Annotated in this window: 19 protein-coding genes; 10 read left to right on the plus strand and 9 right to left on the minus strand. The window is 71.5% G+C overall.

The window, feature by feature from the left end:
* The 5 genes from EJK15_RS37335 to EJK15_RS37355 all read right to left on the minus strand — a co-directional run.
* Nucleotides 1-390, minus strand: a 390-nt coding sequence (locus EJK15_RS37335; RefSeq protein WP_206061337.1) for a hypothetical protein, incomplete at its 3' end; no start/stop codon positions are given.
* A 33-nt stretch (nucleotides 391-423) separates the two neighbouring features.
* Nucleotides 424-687 (minus strand): hypothetical protein, encoded by a 264-nt coding sequence (locus tag EJK15_RS37340; RefSeq protein ID WP_138715190.1) that lies wholly within the window; start codon nucleotides 685-687, stop codon nucleotides 424-426.
* A 21-nt stretch (nucleotides 688-708) separates the two neighbouring features.
* Nucleotides 709-2,058, minus strand: coding sequence for a carotenoid oxygenase family protein (locus EJK15_RS37345; RefSeq protein ID WP_138715191.1), 1,350 nt, complete (start codon nucleotides 2,056-2,058; stop codon nucleotides 709-711).
* Between the two features lie 255 nt (nucleotides 2,059-2,313).
* On the minus strand, nucleotides 2,314-2,721 hold the full coding sequence (locus EJK15_RS37350; RefSeq protein ID WP_138715192.1) for an FAD-dependent monooxygenase: 408 nt from the start codon (nucleotides 2,719-2,721) through the stop codon (nucleotides 2,314-2,316).
* 111 nt (nucleotides 2,722-2,832) lie between these two features.
* On the minus strand, nucleotides 2,833-3,597 hold the full coding sequence (locus tag EJK15_RS37355; RefSeq protein ID WP_138715193.1) for an AraC family transcriptional regulator: 765 nt from the start codon (nucleotides 3,595-3,597) through the stop codon (nucleotides 2,833-2,835).
* Nucleotides 3,598-3,680: 83 nt separating this feature from the next.
* On the opposite strand from EJK15_RS37355, the gene EJK15_RS37360 reads away from it, so the two are divergent.
* The 4 genes from EJK15_RS37360 (at nucleotide 3,681) to EJK15_RS37375 (ending at nucleotide 8,102) form a co-directional block, all read left to right on the plus strand.
* A complete protein-coding gene (locus EJK15_RS37360; RefSeq protein WP_171074741.1) occupies nucleotides 3,681-4,487 on the plus strand; it encodes a phytanoyl-CoA dioxygenase family protein in 807 nt (268 codons plus the stop codon).
* A complete protein-coding gene (locus tag EJK15_RS37365; protein WP_138715194.1) occupies nucleotides 4,484-4,744 on the plus strand; it encodes a hypothetical protein in 261 nt (86 codons plus the stop codon). The genes EJK15_RS37360 and EJK15_RS37365 overlap by 4 nt, the downstream gene beginning before the upstream one ends.
* A gap of 240 nt (nucleotides 4,745-4,984) precedes the next feature.
* Nucleotides 4,985-6,763: an aldehyde ferredoxin oxidoreductase C-terminal domain-containing protein gene (locus tag EJK15_RS37370; RefSeq protein ID WP_206061338.1), complete on the plus strand. Its 1,779-nt coding sequence runs from the start codon at nucleotides 4,985-4,987 to the stop codon at nucleotides 6,761-6,763.
* Between the two features lie 94 nt (nucleotides 6,764-6,857).
* Nucleotides 6,858-8,102 carry a PP2C family protein-serine/threonine phosphatase gene (locus EJK15_RS37375; protein ID WP_240777459.1) on the plus strand — a complete coding sequence of 415 codons (1,245 nt, stop codon included), beginning with the start codon at nucleotides 6,858-6,860 and terminating at the stop codon, nucleotides 8,100-8,102.
* A gap of 6 nt (nucleotides 8,103-8,108) precedes the next feature.
* Here the strand turns inward: EJK15_RS37375 and EJK15_RS37380 are convergent, their stop codons facing one another.
* On the minus strand, nucleotides 8,109-8,687 hold the full coding sequence (locus tag EJK15_RS37380) for a hemerythrin domain-containing protein (RefSeq protein WP_240777460.1): 579 nt from the start codon (nucleotides 8,685-8,687) through the stop codon (nucleotides 8,109-8,111).
* Nucleotides 8,688-8,854: 167 nt separating this feature from the next.
* Between EJK15_RS37380 and EJK15_RS37385 the strand changes: the two genes are divergently transcribed.
* A complete protein-coding gene (locus EJK15_RS37385) occupies nucleotides 8,855-10,057 on the plus strand; it encodes a hypothetical protein (RefSeq protein ID WP_138715196.1) in 1,203 nt (400 codons plus the stop codon).
* A gap of 33 nt (nucleotides 10,058-10,090) precedes the next feature.
* On the opposite strand, the gene EJK15_RS37390 is transcribed toward EJK15_RS37385, so the two are convergent.
* Complete coding sequence (locus EJK15_RS37390; RefSeq protein WP_138715197.1) at nucleotides 10,091-11,365, minus strand: SGNH/GDSL hydrolase family protein; 1,275 nt, start codon at nucleotides 11,363-11,365, stop codon at nucleotides 10,091-10,093.
* Nucleotides 11,366-11,556: 191 nt separating this feature from the next.
* Here EJK15_RS37390 and EJK15_RS37395 point away from each other — a divergent pair, with 191 nt between their 5' ends.
* Nucleotides 11,557-12,975 (plus strand): glycoside hydrolase family 62 protein, encoded by a 1,419-nt coding sequence (locus tag EJK15_RS37395; RefSeq protein WP_206061339.1) that lies wholly within the window; start codon nucleotides 11,557-11,559, stop codon nucleotides 12,973-12,975.
* A 200-nt stretch (nucleotides 12,976-13,175) separates the two neighbouring features.
* Here EJK15_RS37395 and EJK15_RS37400 read toward each other — a convergent pair whose 3' ends face one another.
* Nucleotides 13,176-15,614, minus strand: a complete 2,439-nt coding sequence (locus EJK15_RS37400) for a beta-galactosidase (RefSeq protein ID WP_240777461.1) — start codon at nucleotides 15,612-15,614, stop codon at nucleotides 13,176-13,178.
* Between the two features lie 158 nt (nucleotides 15,615-15,772).
* Here EJK15_RS37400 and EJK15_RS37405 point away from each other — a divergent pair, with 158 nt between their 5' ends.
* The 4 genes from EJK15_RS37405 to EJK15_RS37420 are packed head-to-tail and all read left to right on the plus strand — an operon-like array spanning nucleotide 15,773 to nucleotide 22,523.
* Nucleotides 15,773-16,774 carry a LacI family DNA-binding transcriptional regulator gene (locus tag EJK15_RS37405; protein WP_171074743.1) on the plus strand — a complete coding sequence of 334 codons (1,002 nt, stop codon included), beginning with the start codon at nucleotides 15,773-15,775 and terminating at the stop codon, nucleotides 16,772-16,774.
* On the plus strand, nucleotides 16,771-18,792 hold the full coding sequence (locus tag EJK15_RS37410; protein ID WP_240777462.1) for a beta-galactosidase: 2,022 nt from the start codon (nucleotides 16,771-16,773) through the stop codon (nucleotides 18,790-18,792). Before EJK15_RS37405 ends, EJK15_RS37410 begins: the two co-directional genes overlap by 4 nt.
* 27 nt (nucleotides 18,793-18,819) lie before the next feature.
* The gene (yicI, locus tag EJK15_RS37415) at nucleotides 18,820-21,123 is read left to right on the plus strand and encodes an alpha-xylosidase (protein WP_138715200.1); all 2,304 of its coding nucleotides are present in this window, start codon (nucleotides 18,820-18,822) and stop codon (nucleotides 21,121-21,123) included.
* An 8-nt stretch (nucleotides 21,124-21,131) separates the two neighbouring features.
* Nucleotides 21,132-22,523 carry a GH1 family beta-glucosidase gene (locus EJK15_RS37420; RefSeq protein WP_138715201.1) on the plus strand — a complete coding sequence of 464 codons (1,392 nt, stop codon included), beginning with the start codon at nucleotides 21,132-21,134 and terminating at the stop codon, nucleotides 22,521-22,523.
* On the opposite strand, the gene EJK15_RS37425 is transcribed toward EJK15_RS37420, so the two are convergent.
* The gene (locus EJK15_RS37425; RefSeq protein ID WP_138715202.1) at nucleotides 22,520-23,350 is read right to left on the minus strand and encodes an SAM-dependent methyltransferase; all 831 of its coding nucleotides are present in this window, start codon (nucleotides 23,348-23,350) and stop codon (nucleotides 22,520-22,522) included. The two genes, EJK15_RS37420 and EJK15_RS37425, sit on opposite strands and share 4 nt — an antisense overlap.
* Nucleotides 23,351-23,377 lie beyond the last annotated feature (27 nt).

Here is a 23,377-nt window from a genome sequence, read left to right on the forward strand (position 1 = left end):
AGATATGTATAAGAGACAGGCGTAACGGTAGATGCGCTGCTGGTAGAGGGCCAGGAGCTCGACGTCCTGCGGCGGTTTTCCGTCCTTCGTCCACCGGTCGATGGCGGCGTTCAGTGCGGTGGTGGTCTTGCGCAGGGCGGAGGCCAGGCGCGTGGCGTTCCCGGAGATCGCCTGGCCGGGGGCGGGGAGCGTCCCGCCGGTAGATGCGCGGGTACTCGCCGTCGTGCTGGGGGTCGCCGTGCCGGTCGGCGCCGTGCCTGACGCGCCCGCGGCTCCTCCCGAAGGGGGCGGGCCTCCGCAGGAGGCGATGCCGATGAGGGCCGCGACCGCCACCGCGGCGAGGGGGCGGGCGGAGCGTCGTGGGTCGTTCGGGCGTTCGCGTTCCTCCATGGTCGGCAAACCTACCTGGTACGGCCGACCGGATCACCGCACGTGCACGTGCATGAAGCCCACGCGTCCGAAGATTTTCATCTGCGAAGCCGGCGCCCGGGTCAGGGGCGCCGCCACGGAGACCGGCACGGCCTTCAGGTTCCTCCCGGTGATCCGCGACCAGTGATCAATGATCACTGAAAATGAGGCCCCGAGGTCATCGACGCCGCCCGCGACGCTCTTGTCATCGGAATCAGCTGACCACCCGCTGCTGTCCGTGAGATCGGCAGGATCACTTGCCAGGACGGGGACGAGCACCAGGTCTGGTTTCCTCGATACTCAGACCGGGATCCAGTTGCCGTGGAAGCCCGTGGGGATGCGCACCGGGACGTGTACCTCGGCGAGCGGGGGCGCGGCCAGGTCGGCGGCGTCCAGGATGGCCAGGTAGCTCGTACCGGCGCCGCGGTTGTGGGCGAACGTCATCAGGAAGCCCTCGTTCTCACCGGTCCCGCCCCGGGGTACGAAGACTGCCTCGCCGCAGGTGTGGCCTGGAGGGAGGCGGTGCACCGCCCGTTCGCCGCCGCCGGTGAGGTCGTAGGCGTAGATCTCCGACCGCTCAGGCTCGGCGTCCAAGGAGAAGCTCGTCGTGTAGCCGTAACGGTGGGGCAGCCCGAGCATCGAGTCGGCCACACGGGGGTATTCGCTGGGCGCGTCGTCGAGCGGTTCCTCGGCGACCGCGCCCGACCTCAGGTCCAGCGTCCAGCGGTACACGACCGGAAGCCCGCCCTCCAGGTCGTCGGCGCCGCCGCGCCACAGCGTGGGGACGCGGGTGCCGGTGACGGTGATCGTGTCGCCCTGCGGGTCCTCGAAGGCATTCATGGTGTGCCACACGTAGCACGGGGCGACGTCGAACCAGCGTACGGGCGCGTCGTCGCCGGCCGTACGCGCCAGCACGCCGAACCGGGCGCGGTGCGCGTCATCCCAGCGCCACGGCGGCCCGCCCGCCGCGGCCTGGACGTGGTCGAAGACGACCGGCAGATCCATGAAGATCACGTGGTTGCGGGTGATTGCGAAGTCGTGCATCATCGTCGCGCGCGGCACGTCCACGACCCGCGTCTGCACCACCTCGCCGACGGCCGAGACGCGGTAGCAGGTCAGGTACGGCGGACGCAGCTGATAGCCGAAGAACAACAGCTCACCCGTGATCGGGCAGGTCTTCGGGTGCGCGGTCATCGGGGTCTGCAGGACCCCGTCGAAGGTGTGCACCCCGATCGTGGCGAGGTCCGGCGTCACCTCGTACGGGAAGCCGCCCTCTTCCAGGGCGAACAGCCGGCCCGCGTGCGCGATCAGGTGGGTGTTGGCCGTGGTCACCCGGTAGTCGATCCGGCCTGTCTCCTGGTCGAAGGCGAGGGCGAAGCGGGACTGGCCGGGGTGCTCGTACAGCGGCGTGCGCACGTACCGGTTGCGGTACCAGCGGGCCCTGCCGCCCTCCAGCGCGATGGTGTGGATCATACCGTCGCCCGCAAAGGAGTGCGGCGACCAGCCGGTACGCGGGTTGGGCCCGTTGCGGAAGAACTGCCCGCTCAGCTCGGCCGGGATCTCGCCGACGACCTTGGACGGCTCCAGGGTCACCTCCTCCGCGACCGGCGCGTTGTTGCCCGCGAGGTGCAGAGGCACGGTTTCGGACATGCTGGAACTCCTATCGGCAGGGGTGGAGACGCCGACAACCGTGCACGAAAAAATCCGCGGACAACAGTCTTGTTCTTCCCGCCCGCCTCAGCCGCCCGACAGAGCCCCAGGTGAGAGCCGCCTCAGAAAACCCTAGATGGAGCCGCTGCGAGAACATGGGGAGGCCCTCAGACGGGGGCGAGGATCGACGGCGGCCGGCTTCACCCCCGACCCGGCGGACGGTGCGGCCGCCGAGACTCTCGCAGCTCAAGATCATTACCCGACGGTGGAGGCTGAGAAGACACCCTCTGACGTACGCGGCCAAATAACCACGCCGAGCTGCTCGGCGCGCGCCTGCAGCACCATCTCGGTGCCGCTCTGCGGGACGATCAGGACCATCGGGTAGCGGCTGTCGAGCTCCCTCAGGTCGACCGACACGCCGGGGAGCGGGGCGACCACGTGGATCTGGACGCCGCGGGGCACCACATCGTCGGCGAGGCCCCGGGCGTCGAGCAGCTCAAGGGTACGGGCGTGCAGGGCGAAGGCCCTGGTGATGTTCGGCTCATCGGCGCGGCGCTCCAGCACGCGGCACCTCACCCCGGCGAGCGCCAGCTCGCACGCGAGCATCAGACCGGTCGGTCCTGCGCCGACGACGATGACATCGGTGGACAGCGTGGGCTTCATGACGTGCTCCACTCCGGTTCGGGCGCGAGCGGTGGTCCGCACTTCCCCGTCATCCTGCCCATGGCCGGCGGCACGTCGCATCCCTGAGGCGCCCGGTTCGCGTACCGGCTCTTACGGGCGAGCGCGCTCGCGGAGGGCTCTCGGGGAGGCTCCGAGCTCGCGGCGGCAGGCCTTGTTGAACGCCTGGAGGTCCGGGATGCCCACGGCCGCGGCGATCGCCGGGATCGCCAGTGTCGACTCGCGCAGCAGGTGCAGCGCGCGGGCTGAGCGCCGGCGGCGGATGTAGGCGACGACGGTGTGCCCGGTGTGCGCGCGGAACAGCCGGGTCAGGTGGTTGTGGGAGACCCCGGCGGCGCGGGCGATGCCCGGCACGGTCAGCGGTGCGGCCAGGTCCGCCTCGATGTGCTCGATCGCGGCGCCCACGACGGCGTCCGGGCTGCCGGCCACGGGCAGGCCGGCCACCCGCCAGAGCACCGTCCACACCTCGGCCGCGGCGCGCGCCCGGGTGCCGGGGACCGCCGCGATGGCCTGCCGTAACGAGGCGGCGATGACCGGCGCCTGGTCCCCGGCGTCGCGCATGACGGCCACGTCCCGGCGCTCGCCGTCGCCGGGCAGGCGGAAGTGCGCGTACAGGTGCTCCGACCTGCCCCGATAGTGGTAGTGCACCTCGGTGCCCGGCGGGATCAGGCTCACGTGGCCCGGCCTGATGGGGTGCGTGGTGCCTTCGAGCATCAGCTCGGCGGCGTAGCCGTACAGGTGGAGTTGCCAGAGGTCGGGCAGCTTGAACACGTCGTGGGGACTGACGACGCCGTGCACCCCGACGCCCGCACCGGCCACGTCCGGGGGTTCGGACAGCGCGATGGTGACCCGGTGCATGCATGTATATATAGGTGAAAACGGACCAGTAGTCGATGATTACAACCCACGACATGGCATGTGCGTGATCGTACGTTCGAGGCATGCGAACCACATTGCTGACTTCCGTACAGGTGGCCGGGTTCGTCGCGGCCGGCTACCTGCGGCTCGACGAGATCGTCCCAGACGAGCTGAACGACCAGGCGATCGACGTGCTGGAGGCGGGCATTCCGGCGGTGCCGTACGGTACGCCGGTCGGCCGGGCCTTCCCCGAGGGGTCCTTCGCCCGCAGGCTCGTCGAGGTGCCCGAGATCGCGGGCGCTCTGCGGTCCCTCGTCGGCCCCGACCCGACCGTGGACCACCACGCCGTGCACGTGCGCGAGCCGCACGGCGGCGAGGCGCAGCCGCTGCACGCCGACGCGATCATCGACACCCGCGTGGACGCCTTCGACGTGCAGCTCATGTACTACCCGCGCGAGGTGAACGCGGACATGGGCGGCACTCTGGTGGTGCCGGGCAGCCACCTGCGCCGGATCAACGAGAGCGACACCGGGCGCTACCAGAACCTGCGCGGGCAGACCCGGCTGACCTGCCCGGCCGGGACCGTGATGCTGCTGCACCACGGGATCTGGCACGGCGGCCGGCGCAACGACAGCGACCGGCGCAGGTACATGTTCAAGATCCGGTTCAACCCGACCGTGCCGCAGGTGCGGCTGTGGGACACCTCCGACCTGGCCGACCCGGCCGTGGTCGCCGAGCTGAACCGGCGCTTCCCCTGGTACGAGAACGCGACCGGGCGGCTGGAGATCCACAACCGGGTGCGCCTGTGGCGGGCGATGACCGCCGACCCGGCATTCGACGTCGAGCACTGGACGACGCGCGTGACCAACCGTCCCGGGAGGGTCGCATGAAGCAGCAGGTTCTCGTCCTGTACCTGGCCACGTCGGCGCTCGACGCGCCCGTGGTGGGGTGGTCCTCCTACGACGGCACCGGCCGCACGCGTCCGACGGCGGGTGACGGGGACGAGCCGCCGTACGAGACCGGGGTGGACGCGCTGCGCGACGGCTGGCGGCTCTTCCAGGCGTCTCAGCTCATCCCGCCGTATCCCGGGCACGAATACGAGACGTCGTTCCTCAAGCACGAATTCTTCTTCGAGAAGCTGTCATAGGCGGCGAACCAAGCTCACACCGGGCGGATCGCCCGACGGGTTGCCCGCGGCGAAGCCTGCAAGCCATAGTCCGCACGGCGGCGGGCCGTCCGTGCGTACCGCCTTGACGGGTGCCGGTGAGGGGTTGCGTCTTTGCGCTGTTGTGTGATGTTGTGCCGCTTCTGGGCCCTGGTGGAAGGGCATACAGCAGCGGGAGACGCGCCCTGCCGGCCGCCTTCTTTCGTGGCTAGGAGCTATGCCGTGCCGTTCATCGTCGATCTGACCAGCGGAACCGTCGTCCCGAAGCGCCGATCCGGCGAGCCGGGGCACTACGGCGGGTCCATACTCGGGCTGCGGCTAATGGCCGAGCGCACGCCTGCCGGGCTGGATCCGTACGACCCGCGGGCGTTGCTGTACGTCGCGGCCGGGATGCTGGGCGGGACGCTGGCGCCCGGGCTGGCCAAGGCCGTCTTCCTGGCCAAGTCGCCGCTGACGGGGGTGGCCGGGGAGGCGCATGCGCTGGGACCGTTCGCCGCCGGGATGCGCGGCGCGGGCGCCAGGGCGCTGGCCGTGACGGGGCGGGCCGAGCGGCTCTCCTATCTGCTGGTTCACGGTGGCGAGATCTCCTTTCACGACGCCGGGGAGCTGCGCGGGCTGGGCACCGCCGCCACGACGGACGCGCTCCGGGACCGGCATGGGCAGGACTCGCATGTGGCGGCGATCGGGCCCGCCGGGGAGAACCTGGTCCGGTACGCGAGCGTCGTGACCGACTACGCCTACGCCGCCGGCCGGTACGGTCTGGGCGCGGTGTTCGGGGCCAAGAATCTCAAGGCGATCGTGTGCGTGGGCGATGCTCCGGCCGAGGTCGCCGATCCGCAGGCGGTCGCCGCGATCGCCGCCTACTACCGTGAGTCGCTGACGACCAATCCCCTGGCCGCTCTCCAGGTGAGTGAGCCCGGGTTCGCCGGGTGGGTGGGTGAGCCGCCCGCGCCCGGTTACGCGGCCGTGCGGAACTTCTCCGTCCCCGGGGCGCACGGCCTGCGGGTGCCCGGCGTCCAGGACTACGCAGGCAGGGCCGTGGCGACCAGCGGGGCCTGCCCCGGGTGCCCGAACGACTGCCTCAAGGTGTACGCCCCGCCTTCCGCAGGTGAGCGGCGGCCGGGCGGGCTCGGGCAGGAGGCCTTCCTGTCGCTGGGGTGGAATCTCGGGATCGACGACCTCGACACCGTGCTGGAGGCGAACGCGCTCTGCAACGACCTCGGGCTCGACCCGGTCTCCCTGGGCGGGACGATCGCCTTCGCGATGGAGTGCGCCGAGCGCGGTCTTCTCCCCGATGGGCCGGCCTTCGGTGCCGCCGCGGCCCTGACCGGGCTGATCAGGGACGTCGCGGCGCGCGGCGGAGCGCTGGGCGATCTGCTGGCCGAGGGGGCGGCGCGGGCGGCCGGGCGGCTCGGGCCCGAGACCGTGCCGTACGCGATGACCGTGAAGGGCGCCGAGCTGCCCTGCTTCGACCCGCGAATCCAGCCGGGCATCGGCCTCGGGTACGCCATCGCCCCCAACGGGCCCCGCTATGACGCCCTTGAGCACGATCTCGATTTCGACCCCGTCGCCGGGCTCGCGTACAGCTTCCCGGAGGCGCGGCGCATCGCGGTCGAGCCGGCGCCGGCCGGCCAGATCGACGCCGAGCGGGGGCGGCGGAGCGCCCGGCTGCTGCGGCTGTGGAGCGGGCTCGACGCGCTCAACCTGTGCGTGTTCGCCTCCTCCCCCACCAGGCCGCTGACCGTCGACCACCTGACCGCGCTGGTCACCGCCGTCCTCGGCCAGGACTTCACGCTGGAGGACCTGCTGGCGGCCGGGCAGCGGCGGCTCGACGAGATGCGGGCGTACGCCGGGCGCGAGGGCATGGGCGGGCGCGACGAGCTGCCCGCCCGGATGCATGACGAGCCGATCGCCGAAGGGCCGTACAAGGGCGCCGTGCTGGACCGGAACGCGTTCGGGCGGGCCCGCGACGCGTTCTACGAGGAGCTCGGCTGGTCATAGAGCGGGCCTAGCCCTCTTCTGCGGGTGACCGGCCGTGGCCGCAGGGTAGGAACACCTACGCGACCAGGGGGCGAGCGGGGGAAGGGGGAAGCCGGTGCGGAGCGACGGCGAGCTTGCGCTGGGCGGTTTGCTCGAGGCCACTCACCTGGCCGCGATGGAGGCGCTGCCGGGCCTGGTCGCCGAGCATGCCCGCCTGATCGGCTTCTCCCACACGGCGATCTACGTGGCCGACCTGCAGCAGCTGTCCCTGGTACCGCTGGCGGGCCAGCGCGACGCGGCCGGCGAGCCGCTCGAACCCTTCAAGATCGACACCACCTTGGCGGGCCGCGCGTTCCGCAACGTGGAGATCGTCCAGGCCAGGCGCATGCCGGACCCCGCCGTGCCCGAGCCCGTGGGGCCGGCGGCCGGCGAGACGGCGCGGCGGCTGTGGCTGCCGTTGCTGGACGGCACCGAACGCGTCGGCGTGTTCGGGGTGACCGTGCCCGAGGACGGCGAGCTGGTCGAATGGCGGGCCAAGCAGCTGGCCGCCCTGGTCGCGGTGCTGGTGATCAGCAAGCGACCGCACAGCGACTCGTACGCCCGGCTGGTCCGCGCCCGCCCGATGACCCTCTCGGCGGAGGTGATGTGGAACCTGCTGCCGCCGGGCACGTTCGCGAACGACGAGGTGGTGGTCAGCGCCGCCTTGGAGCCCGCCTACGAGATGGGCGGCGACGCCTACGACTACGCGATCGACGGCGACACCCTGCACGTGTCGCTGTTCGACGCGATGGGCCACGACACGTCGGCCGGGCTGACCGCCACCGTCGCCATGGGGGCGTGCCGCCACAACCGCCGCCAGGGAATGGGCCTGCCCGAGATCAGCGAGGCCGTCGACGCGGCGATCAAGGAGCAGTTCACCGGCCGCTTCGCCACCGGCATCCTGGCCTCCCTGGATCTGCGCAGCGGCCTGTTGAGCTGGGTCAACCGTGGTCACCACCCGCCGCTGCTGATCCGCGGCGGCCGGCTCGTGGCCACGCTGGAGAGCGTCCCCGACCCGCCCATGGGCTTCGCGCTGGGCATCACCACGGGCGAGTGCCGTTATCAGCTGCAGCGCGGCGACCGGCTCCTGTTCTACACCGACGGCATCATCGAGGCGCAGAGCCCGGACGGAGAGCTGTTCGGGCTGGAGCGCTTCATCGACTTCGTCATCCGCCACGAGGCCGACGGCATGTCGGCCCCGGAGACGCTGCGCCGCCTGATCCAGGCCATCCTGCGGCACCAGCGCGGCCGGCTGCAGGACGACGCGACCGTGCTGACGGTCGAATGGCGCAGCCGGCGCCGGCACCAGCTCACTCTCTGAGAGCCGTCACTTGCCCATGGCGCGCCGGATCACGTCGCGGGCCCGGTCCATCATCGCGACCGGCGTGCCGACCAGGATGTTCTTGGTGGCGGACTCGGTGCCGGGGTGCGGGTGCGTGGGGGCCATCGCCTCGGCGGCCTTGACGCCGGTGGCCATGACGCGGCGTTCGGTCTCGGTGGTGTGGGCGCGCAGCTTGGCGAACTCGTAGCGTTCCTCGCTGCGTGCGTGCGTCTCCACGGCGGCGCGCAGCATGGCGAGCTTCTCGGCGAAGTCGCCGGCGCCGGGACCGGCCTCGTCCAGCTCCATGAGGAGCTCCTTGGCGTCGTGCTCCTCGGCCAGCCGATCGTCGACGACGCCGTTCCCGCCGTCGATCTTCATGCGCGCGTAGGGGTGGACGATCTCCTCCTCGGCGGTCTCGTGTACGGCCAGCAGCCGCACCAGCCGGGTGAACGCCTCGCCGCGCCGGTCGGCCGGCGCCTGTTCGACCTCGTCGAACAGGTCCCTGATCATCCCGTGCTGAGCCTGCAGCAGGTCGATGACGTCCTTCTCGGCCATCTTCTCCGGCGCCGTCCGTTGAGCAGTCATGATCGTCCTTTCTCCGGTCCGGCCCCGTGCCTACCCGTGGAGTTGCGGGCCACGCCGGCCATTACCATCTCCAGGCCTTTCGCCGGTGTGGCGGGGAGATTGCCGGTCCGGCCCTCGGGTAGGCCGCATCCCGGACGTTTCCGACCAGCGCAAAGGAGCGCGGCGCCATGCCCTTCAACCCACTCCAGGAGCGGGGTATCCCGCTGGACAAGCAGCTGCGCAACTGGCGCGAGCTGAACGTTACGCCCATCGATCCCGATCATGCGGACCCGTACACCCGGTGCCGGATCATCGCGATGAACGGCATCGAGGTGGAGGCGATCCTGTTCAGCCACCAGTTCGCCCGGCACTGCCCCGACACGGAGATCAGGCAGCAGCTGGCCCGCGTCCGCTACATCGAGGCCCAGCAGCAGAAGGTCGTCAACTGGCTGCTGCCCGGGGTCGCCTCGGTGCTGGAGACCACCATCGCCTACGAGCAGGTCGCCGTGGACCTGACCGCGTGGGTGGCCCGCATGGAGCCGGACCCGTACCTGAGCCAGGCCTACCAGTTCGGCGTCCTGGAGGACTTCGATCACCTCTACCGCTACGCCAACCTGTACGAGATGATCGAGCACCGCAAGGCCGAGAAGATCGTCGACCAGCTCACCGAGGTCATGCCAGGCCGGCCGACGTACCTGCACCACCGCGACGGCAGGGACAACGTGCGCGAGCCGTACGACCGGAGCAGCACCGCGCCCATCTCGAGGCTGCACGCGCTCACGATCACGGCGGCCGAGCAGCAGACGATGAACTTCTACATGAACGTGGGCCCGACCTACATGGAGCCGATCGCGCGCCAGCTCTACCAGGAGATCGGGCTGATCGAGGAGGAGCACGTCACCCACTACGAGTCCCTGGTGGACCCGGGCGAGAGCTGGTGGGAGATGCTGCTCAACCACGAGTACAACGAGTGCTACCTGTACCACTCGTTCATGGAGACCGAGTCCGACCCCAAGGTGAAGAGCATCTGGGAGCTGCACCTCAACATGGAACTCGAGCACCTGCGGCTGGCGGCCGAGCTGTTCAAGAGGCACGACGGCCGCGAACCGGAGCAGGTGTGCGCCCCCGAGCTGCCCGCTGCGGTGACCTTCGAACCGAACAAGGCCTACATCCGGGAGCTGATCGCCACCCAGATCGACTACACCACCCTGGGCACCGGCTACGTGCAGGAAGCCCACGAGCGGTTCGAGAGGATGCAGGACGCCCTGATGGGCGGGGAGCCGGCGCCGTCGGAGCGGGTCATCGAGCAGAACCGGGCCAAGTCCGGCCGCGAGTACCGCCTGCAGACCGAGGGCGAGCACCCCGTGCGGAGCCTGGCGCAGAAGCGGTGACGGCCACCCGGCCCGGATCTGGCCGAACCCCTGTCAGGACCGGTGGAACAGGCGGGCGGGTACGGCGTCCGCCAGCGCCTTGTAGCCCGCCGGGCTCAGGTGCAGCCCGTCGCCCACGTCGTATGCCGCCTGGAGCCGCCGCGGCTCGGCCGGGTCGCGGACCGCCCGGTCGAAGTCGATCACGGCGTCGAACCTGCCACTCGTCCGGATCCACTCGTTGACCGCCTGCCGAGCCCCCTCGCGGTGCCCCTGGGGGTCGTCGTAGGAGTGGCCGCCGAAGGGGGTGATCGTCGCCCCGTACACCGTGAGATCCTTCGCGTGGGCCCGGACGATGATCTGGTCGTAGGCGGCGATCAGCTCGTCGGCGATCCTCTTCTGGGCGCCTTGAGTGGCCTCCGCCGTGCCGAGGTCGTTGACGCCCTCGAAGACGACCAGCCACTGCGCACCGCTGCGGGCGAGCACGTCGCGGTCCAGCCGCGCCAGGGCGTTGGGCCCGAGGCCGTCGTTCAGCACCCTGTTGCCGCCCGCCGCCTGGTTGGCGATGGCCACCCCGGCGGTGCGCCGGTCGGCGCGCAGCCGGTCGAAGAGCCGGTCGGGCCAGCGGTTGTTGAGGTTGGTGGTGGAGCCCCTGCCGTCGGTCAGCGAGTCGCCCAGCAGCACGAGCGCCGCGGTGGCGGGCTTGGACCACACCTCGATGGCGCTGAGGAAGTACCAGTGGTCGACGGGGGTCGCGCCCGGGAGGTCCTCGGCCTCTGCCTGGTTGCCCGTCACCAGGTAGGACGTGGTACGCGAGCCCGGGTGCGAGGTGATGGCGCTGGAGGCCTGCCCCTCGGCGAGGTAGACGGTCACGGTCAGGACGGAGCCGGACGCGAGCGGGAGCTCCAGCGGGTCGGACACCGCCTGCGCGCCGATCGGGACGACCGTGCCAGGACGGCCCTGGAACGTCACCGGCCGGGCGGTCCCCGCCTGGATCGCGCTCACCCCGGCCACGCCACCGGCCGGGAACGCCACGGACACGCGCGTGATCGGCAGCGGCGCCCCACCGAACGCGTTGGAGAAGCGCAGCCGCGCCCGCTGCCCGCCCACCGACAGCCGCACGGTCTGCCGCAGCGTGCTGTCGTCCAGGACCAGATGGTCCGTCGTGAACGGGGGCGGCGGCATGTTTCCGGGCTCCGTCGGCTGCGGCATCGCGGTCCACGTGTCGACCCAGCGCCCGCCGGATCCGCTGCCGCCGCCGATCGCGGGCGAGGCCACGAGGACCGCCGCCCCGAGACCGGCGACCAAGACCACCTTCCACCCTCTCCCCATGGGCCCGCTCCCGAGTTCCGAAACGTTTCTGCCCCCGGTGGCGAGCTGAACGTTTCATCCTTCAGCCGCGTCACACCCTGCGACATCCCACGTAAACAGCGGCAGCATAGCGGATCTCGAAAGTTTCGGGTTGATGGACTGAAACGTTTCTGAGACGCTCGTCGATCACCGGCCACGCCTGGGAGGATGTCGTGCACCTCAACCGCCTTCGGTCCTGGATCGTCGCGGCGGCGACCGCCGTGATCGCCGCGCTCGCCCTGCTCACCGCACCCACCGCCCAAGCGGCCCCCGGCTGCCGCGTGGACTATACGGTGACCAATCAATGGTCGAACGGTTTTGGCGCAGGTGTTAGCGTTACCAACCTCGGCGATCCGCTCACCGGCTGGCGGCTGACCTGGTCGTTCACCGCCGGGCAGACGATCACTCAGCTGTGGAACGGCGTCGTCACCCAGTCCGGCGCCCAGGTCGCCGTCTCCAACGCCGGCTACAACGGCGCGCTCGCCACCGGCGCCGGCACGACGTTCGGCTTCAACGCCTCGTGGAACGGCGCCGCCAACCCGGCGCCCACCGACTTCGCGCTCAACGGCACCCCGTGCACCGGCAGCACCCCGACCGCCACCCCGACGGTGACGCCGACCGGCGGCACCGGGACGCTGCCGAGCAGCTTCCGCTGGCGCTCCGGCCCCGCGTTGATCGGCCCCAAGTCCGACTCCGGTCACAGCATCGCCGCGGTGAAGGACCCGTCGGTGGTCTACCACAACGGCCGCTGGCACGTGTTCGCCAGCACCGCGAGCACGGCCGGCGGCTACAACCTGGTCTACCTGAACTTCACCGACTGGGCGCAGGCCGGGGCCGCCACGCACCACTACCTCGACCAGAGCGCGATCGGGACCGGCTATCGAGCGGCGCCGCAGGTGTTCTACTTCGCGCCGCAGAACAGGTGGTATCTGGTCTACCAGACCGGCAACGCGTCGTACTCGACCACCACCGACATCACCAACCCGCGCTCCTGGAGCGCGCCGCAGCACTTCTACTCGAGCATGCCGGACATCATCCGGCAGAACATCGGCTCCGGCTACTGGGTCGACATGTGGGTCATCTGCGACGCGGTCAACTGCTACCTGTTCTCCTCCGACGACAACGGTCACCTCTACCGCTCGCAGACGACGGTGGCGAACTTCCCCAACGGGTTCACCAACACGGTGATCGTGATGCAGGACGCCAACAAGTACAACCTGTGGGAGGCGAGCAACATCTACAAGATCAAGGGCACGGACCAGTACCTGCTGCTCGTCGAGGCGATCGGCAGCGACGGCAAGAGGTACTTCCGCTCCTGGACCTCCACGGGCATCGCCGGTACGTGGACGCGGCTCGCCGACACGGAGAGCAACCCCTTCGCCCGCAGCAACAACGTCACCTTCGACGGCGCCACCTGGACGGCGGACATCAGCCACGGCGAGATGATCCGCGACGGCATCGACCAGACGCTCACCATCAGCCCGTGCCAGTTGCGCTACCTCTACCAGGGCAAGGACCCCAACGCCGGCGGGGACTACAACACGCTGCCGTGGAAGCTGGCCCTGCTCACCCAGACGAACTCCACCTGCTGAGGCGGGTCACCGGACGAGCGCCGTCACGCCGCCGGGGCGGCGCTCACTTGGTCTTGAGTACAGCGGTCTCAGAAGTCGGCATGAGATCGCCATGACACAGCGGTCTCAGAAGTCGGCATGAGATCGCCATATCACAGCGGTCTCAGAAGTCGGCATGAGATCGCCATATCACAGCGGTCTCAGAAGTCGGCATGAGATCGCTACATCACAGCGCGCGGGACCGGGACGAACGTCGCCGAGCGCAGCTCCAGCATCCCCTTGCGGGCGCGGGCCTCCGGGGAGACGTAAATCGGCGCGTCCTCGGCCATGGGCAGGAGCCGCAGCTCGACGGCGCCGTGCTCCAGCAGCTCTTCGCGGAAGCGGCGCAGACCGAGCTCCCAGGGCGGGCCGTACCAGAACTGGTCGGACACCAGGCGGCCGCCGATGTAGGCGCGGCCCACGTCGCCGGACCAGTCCAGGCGCAGCAGCACCTCGTCGTCGCCGTGGAGCAGTTCGGCGGGCACGGTGACGCGGAAGACGGCGGCATCGGCGAAGTCCGCGTCGGTGGGCGCCGAGGCGCGGCCGGAGTTCGCGTCGATGACCGGCCGCCTGGGCGGTCCCGCCACCGCCACCTGCTCGACGACGGCCGCCACCGGCTCGGTGTCCGGCGCGGGCAGCTCGATCACGCCGAAGACGCCCTCCGCCGCCCAGCCGGCCCCGAGGCGCGCGAAGCGGCCACCCTCCGCGGGGAGCGCGAAGCCGTCGTCCTCGGCCGGTGACGGGAAGACGCGCAGCCGGTCACCCGCGTGACCGCCGTACAGCACCAGGCGGTCGCCGTCGACGACGGCCGGGCGGGGGCTGAGGATCAGCCGATCGGCGCCCCAGACCCGGCCCCGGGTGGCGGTGAGGGCGCCGGCCTCGTCCAGCACCAGCACATGTGCGACCGACCCGTCGGCGGCGGTGACGCGCACCAGGCAGTCGGTGCCGGGGCGCAGGCCGCGGACCACCAGGTCGCGGCCGTCCCTCGTCACGGTCACCGGCTCGCCGGCGTCTCCCGCCGCGGCCCCAAGGACACCCGCCCCAGAGCCGTCGACCCTAGGGCCGTTGACGGCCGTGACGGTGGCGGCGTCGAAGACCAGATCGACCGGGATGCCCGCGACCTGGGTGAGCACCAGGACCGGGCCGTCGAGCGTGCACACGGGCTGGGCGGAGGCGGTCAGCAGCGTGCCGGCGCCGACCCGGCGGACCAGGGGCCACACGAAGGACGCGCCGGACGGCACGATGACGGGCCGGCGGGGCACGACCAGGTCACGCCCGCCGAGGGTGACCGTGAACTGGACGTCGTCGTGCGCGGGCAGTGTCTCGACGGGCTGGTGGTTGTTGACGAACAGGAAGCCGGAGCGGCCGTCGGAGCGTACCGACCAGCGGAGCGTGCTCCGGTCGGCGGTGCCGCCGGGCGCGTCCGGTGGCATGGTGAGCGTCATCGGCGCGAGGCCGGCGCCGTCCGAGGCCAGCCACAGGTGCTGGAGCCGCAGCCGCGCGTACGACTCGCGAAACTGCCCGAACTCGCCCAGTGGCGCCTGGAAGTCGTAGTTGATCACCGGACAGTCGTTGGGGTAGCCGGTGGCGTGCGACTCCTGCAGCGTGCTCAGCTCGCCGATCTTCTGCGACCCCCCGTGGTACATGTAGTAGCCCTGCCAGGCCGACCCACTGCCCAGCTTCACCAGTGACAGCGCCGCCACGTCGCGGGCCGCGACGATCGGCCGCCGGTGGTAGGAGGTGTACATGCCGCCGCCCAGCTCGCAGGTGGCGAACGGGTAGCGCGCGAGGTGGCTCTCGCCGGTCCCGGACGTGCCGGTGGCACGCAGGTCCGCGCCGATCGAGTCGTCGTCCCGGCCCGGCCCGAAGAAGTAGTGCGCCCGGCTCTGCCGCGGCCAGCCGTCGTGCGCGGTGTCCCAGGCGGCCTCGGCGTACCCGCCGAACAGCGGGATCACCTCGTCGGCCGGGAGCCGCGCGTGGCCCCAGCCGGTGGCCGTCCACAGCGGGGCGTCGATGCCCGCCTCCTTGGCCATGCGCTTGAGCGTGAGCAGGTGGCCCGGCTGGTCGTACAGCTCGTTCTCCAGCTGGACGCCGACGATGGGCCCGCCGTCCCGCCTGGTCAGCCCGCGAAGCCGGGAACCGATCTGCTCGAAGAACGACCGGACCAGGGCCAGGTAGCGCGGGTCGTCGGTGCGCGGCACGCAGTCCTCTGCCAGCAGCCAGTCGGGGAAGCCGCCGTTGCGCGACTCGCCGTGCCCCCACGGCCCGACCCGCACCACCACGTCCAGCCCGGCATCGGCACACGCCGTCACGAAGCGGCGCAGGTCACGGTCGCCGCTCCAGTCGTAGCTGCCGCGGCGCTCCTCGTGCAGGTTCCAGAAGACGTACGTGGCCACGGCCGTCACCCCGCCGGCCCGTACCTTGAGCAGCTCCTCGCGCCACTCCGCGGCCGGGTAGCGTGCGTAGTGGAACTCGCCCATCACCGGGAACCACGGCCGGCCGCCGCGCCACAGGTTGCGCGAGTCGGCGGTGATCGCGTCCGGCAGGCCGGGCTCCTCCCCCATGGCGAGATGACCGCTGGTGGGCGGCTCGGGCGTTGGGGGGATGGTGACCTTCAGCACCCGCCGATCGTATCGGCGCTTTAGGCCAGCCGATTTAACACCATTGACATCTCCGCAAAACGGACTCTAGGTTGTGCGAAACGTTTCGACGATCCGTCTCGGCGGCCTTCAGGCGGCCGATCTTGCCCGGCCGGAGTGGAATGTCCTCGTTACGTGACGTGGCAGAGCGAGCGCAGGTCGCCGTCAGCACCGTCTCCGCCGCGCTCAACGGCACCCGCCCGGTCGCGGCGGCCACCAAGCGGCGCATCGAGCGGGCCGCGGCCGAGCTCGGCTACCGCCCCAACGTGCTGGCCCGCGGCCTGCAGAGCAAGCGGACCCGGATCCTGGCGCTGCTGTACCCGGCCCCGCGCGGCGGTTTCGGCCTGACCGAGATGCAGTTCGCGACCGGCGCCGCCGAGGCGGCCGGCGAGCTGGGCTACCACCTGCTGCTCTCCCCCGAGAACGCCGACCCGATCGAGGAGCTGCGCCACCTCACCGGTCTGGGGCTGGTGGACGGCGTGCTGCTGATGGAGGTGCGCCTCGACGACGAGCGGCCGGAGTTCCTGTCGCAGGCCGGGGTGCCGTTCAGCATGATAGGGCGCACCCGCGAGCCGGGCTCGCTGGACTACGCCGACATCGACTTCGCGGCGACGGCCCGGGACGCCGTGGCGCACGTGGCCGGGCTGGGGCATCGCAAGCTGGCCTTCTTCAACCTGCCGGCCGGCACGTACGCGACCGGGTACGGTCCCGCGGTCCGCGCCGGCGAGGAGTTCGCCGCGGCCGCCCGCGAGGCCGGGCTCGGCTACGTGGACGGCTTCGGCCCGGGCTCGGCCGAGGAGGGCCGGGAGGCGTTCGAGCGGCTGCTCGCCGCGCGCCCCGACGTGACGGCGCTGGCCGTGATGGACGACCACGCGGCCGTCGGGGTCATCGCGGGGGTGGCGGCGCGCGGCTGGCGCATCCCCGAGGACCTGACGCTGATGCTGGTGCTGTCGTCGGCCAGGGTCGCGGAGATGTTCCACCCCAGGCTCACGACGCTGGAGCCGCCCAGCGCCGAGCTGGGCAGGCTCGGCGCGCGGATGCTCATCGACCGGCTGGAGGGCGACGGGCCGCCGCAGCAGCGGCTGGTGCCCTGCGGCCTGGTGGCCGGCGACAGCTCCGCCCCGCCCAGGAGCGGCTCGTGACGGCGCGGCTCGGGATGCACACGCTCACCCGCGATCGCGGGCTGTTGTTCGGCGGGGACTACAACCCCGAGCAGTGGCCGGAGCACGTGTGGGCCGAGGACGTCGAGCTGATGAAGGCCGCCGGGGTCAACCTGGTCACGGTCGGCGTGTTCAGCTGGGCGCGGATCGAGCCGGAGCCGGGCGCGCGGGACTTCGGCTGGCTGGACCGGGTGCTCGACCTGATGGGCGCGGCCGGGATCGCGGTGGACCTGGCCACGCCGACCGCCTCGCCGCCGCCGTGGCTGGGGCACCGCTGGCCGGAGACGCTCCCGGTCGACGAGTCGGGGCACCGCCTCTGGTACGGCTCGCGCAACCAGTTCTGCCCGTCGTCGCGGGTCTACCGGGAGCGGGCGCTGTCGATCGTGACCGACCTGGCGGACCGGTACGCGGGCCACCCCGCCCTGGCCCTGTGGCACGTGGGCAACGAGTACGGCCAGATCTGCCACTGCGACGAGTCCGCGGCGGCGTTCCGTACCTGGCTGGAGGAGCGATACGGCGATCTGGACGGGCTCAACGAGGCGTGGGGCACCACGTTCTGGAGCCAGCGCTACGGCGACTGGGCCGAGATCGTCACCCCGCGCCGCGCCCCGTACCTGATCAACCCGACGCAGAACCTCGACTGGCAGCGCTTCTGCTCCGACGCGCTGCTCGCCCACTACCGGGCCGAGCGCGACATCCTGCGCGAGCGCACCCCGGACACGCCGATCACCACGAATTTCATGGGTCTGTTCAAGCCTGTGGACTCCTGGGCGTGGGCCGGCGAGGAGGACATCGTCTCCAACGACTGGTACCCCGAGCCGGGCGACCCGCTCGCCCCGGCGCGGAGCGCGCTCGTCCACGACCTGATGCGCGGCCTGGGAAGGGGCCGGCCGTGGCTGCTGATGGAGCAGGCCACCACCGGCGTCAACTGGCGCCCGCACAACCTGCCGAAGCCGCCGGGCCAGTTCCGGCTGGAGTCGCTGCAGGCCCTCGCCCGCGGCGCGGACGGGCTGTGTTACTTCCAGTGGCGGGCCTCCCGCTTCGGCGCCGAGCGGTTCCACGCCGCGATGGTGCCGCACGCGGGCGCGGACACGCGGCTGCACGCCGAGGTCCGAGCGCACGGCCAGGAGCTGCGCAGGCTCGCCTCCGTGGCGGGCGAGCCGGTGCCGGCGCGGGTGGCGATGGTGTTCGACTGGGCGAGCTGGTGGGCGCTGGAGGAGCGCGGCCGGCCCAGCGACCGGCTGAACGCCACCGACCAGCTGCTCGCCTACTACGTTCCGCTGTGGGAGCGCGGGGTCAGCGTGGACCTGGTGCCGCCGGACGCAGATCTGACCGGATACGCGCTGGTCGTGGTGCCGAACCTGTTCCTGGTGAGCGACCGGGACGCGGCGGCGCTGACGGACTACGCGCGCGGCGGCGGGGTGCTGGTGGTCGGGCCGTTCTCCGGGGTCGTCGATCCGCGGGCGCACATCCGTACGGGGCGGTTTCCCGCGCCGCTGCGCGAGGTGCTCGGCGCGTCCGGTGAGGAGTGGCTCCCCGCTGCCGAGGAAGTGCGCTGCCGGTGGGCCGGCGGCGCCGAGTTCACGGCGCACACCTGGACGGAGCTGGTGGCCGCGGAGGGCGCCGAGCCGGTGGCCGAGTTCGCCGGCGGAGACCTGGCCGGACGGCCCGCGGTGCTGCGGCACCGGGCCGGGGACGGCCCAGGGAGCGGCATCGCTTGGTATGTCGCGACGATGCCCGAGCCCGAAGCGCTCGGCGAGCTCACCGCGCGGGCGCTGGCCGACGCGGGCGTGCGCGGGGCCGTGCCCGACGGAGCTCCGCCGCCGCCCGGCGTCGAGGCGGTACGCCGCGGCGAGGTGCTCTTCCTGCTCAACCACGGCGCCGAGGCGGCGAGCGTGCCCATACCCGGCCCGGCGGTAGACCTGCTCACCGGAGCCGCGACGGACGGCCCGGTCACGCTGCCGCCCCGCGCGGTCGTCGCGCTGCGCCCGCACGGTTGACAACGCCCACCTCGAGAACGGACCGGCATGAAGTTCAAAGACGGCCACTGGCGGATGCGTCCCGGGGTGCGGGGCGAGTACGCCACCGCGGCCCACGACGTGACCGCGGACGCCGCCTCGCTGCGGGTGCTGGCGCCGACGCGGCCGATCACCCGCCGCGGCAACACCATCGACGGCCCCGTCCTGCGGGTGGACGTGTCGTCGCCGATGCCGGACGTGATCCGCGTCCGCACGGTGCACTTCGCCGGCTCCGTGCCCGGCTCCCCCGCCTTCGAGGTGCGCGACGACTCGCCGGACGTGGAGATCTCCGTGGACGACGACGTGGCCGGCCTGACCAGCGGCGCCCTCACCGTGCGGCTGCGCAGGGACGCGCCGTGGGAGATGACGTTCAGCGCGGGTGGCAGGGAGCTCACCCGCAGCGGCGGCAAGAGCCTGGGCATCGTGCACGACCCCGGCGACCGGCACTTCATGGTCGAGCAGCTCCGGCTGAGCGCCGGCGAGCTGGTGTACGGGCTGGGTGAGCGGTTCGGTCCGCTGGTGCGCAACGGGCAGGCCGTCGACATCTGGAACGACGACGGCGGCACCACCAGCGAGCTGGCCTACAAGAACATCCCCTTCTACCTCACCAACCGCGGCTACGGCGTGTTCGTCAACCATCCCGGGCGGGTGTCGTTCGAGGTGGGCTCGGAGACCGTGTCGCGGGTGCAGTTCAGCGTCGAGGGCCACGACCTCGAGTACCTGATCATCCACGGGCCGACGCCGGCCGACATCCTGCGCCGCTACACGGCGCTGACCGGCCGGCCGGCGCTGCCGCCCGCCTGGTCGTTCGGACTGTGGCTGTCCACGTCGTTCACCACCGACTACGACGAGGCCACGGTGACGTCGTTCGTGGCCGGGATGGCCGAGCGGGACCTGCCGCTGAGCGTGTTCCACTTCGACTGCTTCTGGATGCGGCAGTACCGGTGGTGCGACTTCGAGTGGGACGCGGAGGTGTTCCCGGACCCGGAGGGCATGCTGGGCCGGCTGAAGGAGCGCGGGCTGCGGGTGTGCCTGTGGATCAATCCGTACATCGGGCAGGCATCGAAGCTGTTCGATGAGGGCATGGCGGCCGGGCACCTGCTGCGCCGGCCGGACGGGAGCGTCTGGCAGGATGACCACTGGCAGGCGGGCCGGGCGCTGGTCGACTTCACCTCGCCGGCCGCCCGCGAGTGGTACGCGGGCAAGCTGCGCGCCCTGCTCGACATGGGGGTGGACGCGTTCAAGACCGACTTCGGCGAGCGCATCCCGACCGGCGTCGTCTACGCCGACGGCTCCGACCCCGAGCGCATGCACAACTACTACACCCTGCTCTACAACCAGACCGTCAACGACGTGCTGGCCGAGCGGGGCGAGCCCGTGCTGTTCGCCCGGTCCGCCACGGTGGGCGGGCAGCGGCTGCCGGTGCACTGGGGCGGCGACTGCGAGTCGACGTTCGAGGCGATGGCCGAGTCGCTGCGGGGCGGGCTGTCGCTGGGCCTGGCCGGGTTCGGGTTCTGGAGCCACGACATCGGCGGGTTCGAGGGGCGGCCGGATCCGGCCGTGTTCAAGCGGTGGGCGGCGTTCGGGCTGCTGTCGTCGCACAGCCGGCTGCACGGGAGCGGGTCGTACCGGGTGCCGTGGCTGTTCGACGAGGAGTCGGTGGACGTGCTGCGCTCGTTCACCCGTTTGAAGGCGCGGTTGATGCCGTATCTGTACGGGGCCGCGGTCCAGGCCACGACGGACGGGCTGCCGGTGATGCGGGCCATGCAGCTGGCGTTCCCCGGGGACCGGGCCTGCGACTACCTGGACGCCCAGTACATGCTGGGTCGGGACCTGCTGGTGGCGCCCGTAATGTCGGCCGATGGTGATATTTCGTACTACGTCCCTGATGGTGTGTGGACCCGGCTGCTGGACGGCGAGACCGTCACCGGTCCGGGCTGGCGCAGCGAGCGGCACGGATTCGACAGCCTGCCGCTGCTGGTGCGGCCGGGCACGGTGCTGCCCGTCGGGGCCCGCGAGGACCGGCCCGACTACGACTACGCCGACGACGTCACCCTGCAGGTCTACCAGCTCGCCGACGGCGCCACCCGTACCGTCACCGTGCCGGCCGTGGACGGCGGCGCCGGCGCCGTGTTCGAGGTGTCCCGCTCCGGCGACCGCCTACGCGCCCGCCGCGTGCAGGGCCCGCCCGCGCGCTGGAACCTGCTGCTCGCCGGGGTGCGCGACGCCGGCCACCCGCGGCTCGAGACCACACCCGGCGGCGTGCGGGTCGCCGCCGGGCCCGGCACCGACGACATCGAGATCATTTTCTGAGGAGCGGCATGACCACCTTCCCCGACAACTTCATGTGGGGCACCGCCACCGCCTCCTACCAGGTGGAGGGCGCCTGGAACGAGGACGGCCGCGGCCCGTCGATCTGGGACACCTTCTCCCACACGCCGGGACTGGTGACCAACGGTGACACCGGCGATCTGGCCTGCGACCACTACCACCGGCTGGAGGAGGACCTGGACATCCTGTCCGCGCTGGGCGTGGGCGCGTACCGGTTCTCCATCTCCTGGCCGCGCGTGCAGCCGGGCGGCAGCGGGCCGCTCAACCAGCCCGGCGTGGACTTCTACCACCGGTTGATCGACGGGCTGCTCTCCCGTGGCATCGCCCCGGTGGCCACCCTCTACCACTGGGACCTGCCGCAGGAGCTGGAGGACGCGGGCGGCTGGCCGCACCGCGGCACCGCGCTGCGCTTCGCCGAGTACGCCCACCTCGTGGGCGAGGCGTACGGCGATCGCGTGCACACCTGGATCACCCTGAACGAGCCGTGGTGCTCGGCCTACCTCGGCTACGCCTCCGGCGTGCACGCCCCCGCCAGGACCGACCCCGCCGCGGCACTGGCCGCCGTGCACCACCTCAACCTCGGCCACGGCCTGGCCGTCCAGGCGCTGCGCGCGGTCGCGGCCCCGTCCGCGCAGATGTCCGTCACGCTCAACCTGCACCACGTGCGCGGCGTGTCCGAGGCGGACGCCGACGCGGTCCGGAAGGCGGACGGGCTGGCCAACCGGGCCTTCCTCGGCCCGATGCTGGAGGGCGCCTACCCGCGCGACCTCATCGACGACACCGCCGCGGTGACCGACTGGTCGTTCGTGCGCGACGGCGACGAGGCGGCCGCCTGCCAGCCGCTGGACGTGCTCGGCGTCAACTACTACAACCCCACGCTGGTACGGCAGTGGGACGGCGCCAGCCGGCGGGAGACCGCCGACGGGCACCAGGACGGCGCCGCCTCGCCGTGGATCGCGTGCGAGGACGTCGAGTTCGTCCAGCAGCCCGGCCCGTACACCGAGATGGGCTGGAACATCGACGAGACCGGCCTGACCGAGCTCCTGCTCCGGCTACGCGACGACTACCCGTCCATGCCGACGATGATCACGGAGAACGGCGCCGCGTTCGCCGACGTCGTGGACGCCGACGGCCGGATCAGGGACGAGCGGCGCGTCGACTACCTGCACCGGCACCTGTCGGCCGTGGCCGAGGCGATCTCGGCCGGGGCGGACGTGCGCGGGTATTTCGTGTGGTCGCTGATGGACAACTTCGAGTGGGCGCACGGGTACGCCAAGCGGTTCGGCATCGTCCGCGTGGACCGCGACACGATGAAGCGCACCTGGAAGGACAGCGCCCACTGGTACCGCGACGTCGTCGCCACCGGCAAGCTGCCTGACTAACCCTTGCGCGCCACGCCGCCGACGAAGGTGTGGTAGGTGATGCCCGGCGTGGCCTCGTCCTCCCCGTCGGGACGCCACTCGGGGAGCGGCACCAGGCCGGGCTCCAGCAGCTCGAGACCGTCGAAATAGGCGAGCAGCTCGGCGCGGGCGCGCCACCGGCCGGTGCCGAGGTGCTCGTTGAAGAGCTTCTCCGCGGTGCGGGCCTGCTGGGACACCTCCGGCAGGGCCTCACCCGGGTTGTGGAAGTGGGAGATCACCACGTGGCTGCCCGGCGCCAGCGGGGCCACGAGCCTGGCCAGGATGCCGCCCGGGTCCTCGTCGTCGGACAGGTGGTGCAGGAGCCCGAACAACAGCAGCCCGACCGGCCGGCTGAAGTCGATCAGGGAACGCGTCTTCGGATCATCGATGATCTTCTCCGGCTCGCGGGCGTCGGCCTCGATGACCGTGGTGGAGGCGTCCACGGCGAGCAGTGCCCGGCCGTGGACGAGCACGATCGGGTCGTTGTCGACGTAGACGACCTTGGCTCCGGGGGCGACGGACTGGGCGATCTCGTGGACGTTGCCCTGCGTGGGCAGACCCGAGCCGATGTCCAGGAACTGGCGGATTCCGGCCTCGCCGGCCAGGTAGCGCACCGAGCGCCGGAGGAACTCCCGGTTGGCCTGGGCAGCCTCGGGCGCGTCCGGCGCGATCTTCAGCGCCATCGCGGCCACCTCGCGGTCGATCGCGTAGTTGTCCTTGCCGCCGAGCATGTAGTCGTAGACGCGGGAGACGCTCGGCTTGGTGGTGTCGATCCCCTGTGGCGCGGCTTCCTGCTCGCTCTCGGGCACTGTCTGCTCCTCGAATCGCGGGGTGTC

The sequence above is a fragment of the Nonomuraea basaltis genome (genome assembly GCF_005893125.1).
Classification (GTDB): domain Bacteria; phylum Actinomycetota; class Actinomycetes; order Streptosporangiales; family Streptosporangiaceae; genus Nonomuraea; species Nonomuraea basaltis.

Bases quoted from the DNA above. Each gene is read 5' to 3' on its own strand.
- EJK15_RS37355 (WP_138715193.1), bottom strand. From the start codon at position 3,597: ATGCACCGGGTCACCATCGCGCTGTCCGAACCCCCGGACGTGGCCGGT.
- EJK15_RS37385 (WP_138715196.1), top strand. From the start codon at position 8,855: ATGCCCTTCAACCCACTCCAGGAGCGGGGTATCCCGCTGGACAAGCAG.
- EJK15_RS37380 (WP_240777460.1), bottom strand. From the start codon at position 8,687: ATGACTGCTCAACGGACGGCGCCGGAGAAGATGGCCGAGAAGGACGTC.
- EJK15_RS37365 (WP_138715194.1), top strand. From the start codon at position 4,484: ATGAAGCAGCAGGTTCTCGTCCTGTACCTGGCCACGTCGGCGCTCGAC.
- yicI (WP_138715200.1), top strand. From the start codon at position 18,820: ATGAAGTTCAAAGACGGCCACTGGCGGATGCGTCCCGGGGTGCGGGGC.
- EJK15_RS37345 (WP_138715191.1), bottom strand. From the start codon at position 2,058: ATGTCCGAAACCGTGCCTCTGCACCTCGCGGGCAACAACGCGCCGGTC.
- EJK15_RS37420 (WP_138715201.1), top strand. From the start codon at position 21,132: ATGACCACCTTCCCCGACAACTTCATGTGGGGCACCGCCACCGCCTCC.
- EJK15_RS37350 (WP_138715192.1), bottom strand. From the start codon at position 2,721: ATGAAGCCCACGCTGTCCACCGATGTCATCGTCGTCGGCGCAGGACCG.
- EJK15_RS37390 (WP_138715197.1), bottom strand. From the start codon at position 11,365: ATGGGGAGAGGGTGGAAGGTGGTCTTGGTCGCCGGTCTCGGGGCGGCG.
- EJK15_RS37360 (WP_171074741.1), top strand. From the start codon at position 3,681: ATGCGAACCACATTGCTGACTTCCGTACAGGTGGCCGGGTTCGTCGCG.